Origin of the sequence: Shewanella sp. 11B5, from assembly GCF_002836795.1 — a bacterium.
Classification (GTDB): Bacteria; Pseudomonadota; Gammaproteobacteria; order Enterobacterales; family Shewanellaceae; genus Shewanella; species Shewanella frigidimarina.
The window spans coordinates 1-2,856 of the sequence record NZ_PJAP01000976.1; the positions used below are offsets into that span (position 1 = coordinate 1).

Annotated in this window: 3 protein-coding genes; all 3 read right to left on the reverse strand. The window is 41.5% G+C overall.

What is annotated here, in order from left to right:
- Positions 1–98: 98 nt before the first annotated feature.
- Complete coding sequence (gene pnuC, locus CXF78_RS19075; protein ID WP_011636999.1) at positions 99–809, reverse strand: nicotinamide riboside transporter PnuC; 711 nt, start codon at positions 807–809, stop codon at positions 99–101.
- 5 nt (positions 810–814) lie between these two features.
- Entirely contained in the window at positions 815–1,075 is a 261-nt protein-coding gene (locus tag CXF78_RS19080) for a YkoF family thiamine/hydroxymethylpyrimidine-binding protein (RefSeq protein ID WP_011636998.1), read from the reverse strand.
- A gap of 54 nt (positions 1,076–1,129) precedes the next feature.
- A partial coding sequence (locus tag CXF78_RS19085; protein WP_102037644.1) for a TonB-dependent receptor occupies positions 1,130–2,856 on the reverse strand: 1,727 nt, incomplete at its 5' end.

Consider the following 2,856-nt stretch of genomic DNA (forward strand, 5'->3'; position numbering starts at 1 on the left):
GGCATGGCTTTGCTGATTATATTAAGCACATCGATAGGTAGAGATAACAGCGGCTTAGACATCAAATATTTACTCTAATGAAATGGCATGGTGGTTGGCTATACACCAACCACCTCTTGATTTGTATTGTGTTGCGTGATTATATGATGGCGGTATTTCTTACGCCACATCATGTATCCGCCAACCGCCATCGCGACATATAAAACAAACAAACCCGATGTCAGCATTAAGCCTTTTTGGAAGTAAAGGTAAATAGACACAAAATCAATGACAACCCAATAGAGCCAATTCTCCAGCACTTTTTTCGCCACTAGATAGGTTGTAACGATAGCAAAACAAGTGGTTGCCGCATCGACATAAGGAAATGCTGCCGACGTGTAATGAGCCATTAAATATCCCACCAGTATAGACACTAATGATGTCGCGCCGATGAGCCAAGCATGAGTCCCAAATGACCAACTGGTAATATTAAGATGATTGGTTTCAATGTTGTGCTGAGTACCATTATGCGGCTCAGAATTGTGCAAATTACTTTGCTCAGAAGGTGGCACGTGCAACCATAGCCAATACCCATAAACCGCCATCCCCATATAATAAATATTAAGAACTGACTCCATCAATAACGATACATTCCAAAATAGTACAGTATAAATGGCGGTACTAATAAATGCTGCGGACCAACACCAAATGTTAGTCCGCATAGCAAGAATTAAGTAAGCAAGCGCTAGCATAACGGCAACAGCCTCCCAAAACGTCATTAATGACGCTTCACTAAAAGCTTGTTGTAGCGTTATAAATAGATCATTCATTGTGGTTATTCGCTGTGAGCAAGGTCGAGCTCACCACCAATAAATTTACACACAAAAACAGCTTTACCCCACTTTTGGTGTGCAGCTTGCATTTCAACGGCTAACATCGACATCACATCTGTATATTCACCACAGACTTGGGTTGCCATCGCGTTTGTCACTCGTTGAATATTGTCATAACTATCCACTCTGCCGATAAACCATTGAATAGGATCAAGATAGTTCTCATTAAACGGATACATGCTGATCTCTGCAGTTAACTTCATTTTTTATTCCTTAATTAAAACCGCTACAACTGTGGTTGCAGCGATTTTGTGTCATTACATAAATTTAACTTCTAATGTCACACCCATTTGGCGCGGATCACCGTAACGAATATATTGCTTATCTGCCCAATCTTGATCTGGTTCGTTGCCAAAGTAAAAGCCTCGCACACCATATTGTTCATCAAACAAATTACGGCCCCATAAATATGCCGACCATGTTGACGTTTCATAACCTAGGCGGGCGTTGTAAATGATATAGGCTTCTGACTGCGATTCATTGCTGTCAGAATAATAAAACTGGCTTTTACCACTGGCATTCACGTTTGCAAACCAACCAGAATCAGCAACATAGGTCATACCGGCACTGTAAGTAAATTTAGGCGAATGCGCTAAATCGCGTCCAGATAAATCGATGGTAGAACCGTATTTGTCACTGTATTGATATTGACCATATTCAGTTTCTAACCAACCGAAACTACCATAAAATTCAATATTTTCTGTCAAATACCATTTTGCATCGAGTTCCGCGCCATAGTTACTTGAACTACCGGCATTTTCGGTAAATAGAATAAAACGCTGCGGGCTATCTGGGTCTTGTAAAGATGCGGCAACTTGTTGATCTTGGCGATCCATATAAAACAGCGCCAAGGTAGAATCCACTTCTCCATCAAACCAGCTCGATTTTAGGCCAACTTCATAGTTATATAAAATCTCAGTGTCGAACTGTTTCTTGTCAGACAATTCAGCAGGCAATGTCATATTAAAACCGCCCGCCTTATAACCGCGGGCGACACGAGCATAAGCATTGTGATTAGCATTAATGGCTTTTGACAACGCAATATGGCCTCCCCACATATCTTCTGATGGGGCAAAGTTATCTTTATTGCTGTCGCTATAATCACTATCGCGACGCTCGAAACGTAACCCTGTCGACAATAAGTAATCATCACCTAAATGGCTGTCTAGCTGACCAAATACGGCATAGTTTGTCGCTTCGTAATTTGACTGCAATACTTCATCTGGCCAGGTGTTGTATTCCGAGTATAAGTCGTTATCTTCTTTCAAATTCATCGCGTATACACCCAACAACCAGTCGGTACTACCGGCGAGGATGCGTCCTGCATCTTTGGATGATAAACGGAACTCTTGGGTTAAGGTTTTACGATCGCCTTTTTTGTCCCAGGTGTAATCATAAACACACGGCTCAGTACCAGACACAGCTCCCGCATCGTCATAGACGCTACATGCTTTACTCGCCCAATAATCCGAATTGGCCCAATCACCATCATAAGCATAGTGATGATCAGTTTGCGCAAATGATGTTAATGATGTGAAGTCAAATGCTTGCATACCCGTGAAAATAAACTTAACTCCTACTCCTGTGGTTTTCTGTGCATCGATACCGGGTTGGTCAGTTAAGGTGTTACTGCGATTATTATCTAATGTCCATACATCGTAACCATTATCAAAATTGGCATGTAATAAGGTTAAATCAACTTGAAGATCGTCTGTAGCGTACCAACGGAACTTAGCTCTCGCCGTTAACTCATCGCGCTCATTAGTATCATCACGGTTAAGATAAAGGTTATCACGGTAGCCATTTTGATTGTGTTGTTCTAGTGATACACGGTAGAGCAATTTACCCGAATCATTGAGTGGACCCGAACTAAAGCCTGAAAGCGTGCGAAGGTTGTCGTCACCTAAACTGACTTTTGCGCCATGTTCAAATGATTCAGTAGGATCATTACTTTTTAAGTAAATTAATCCAGCTAACGCATTAG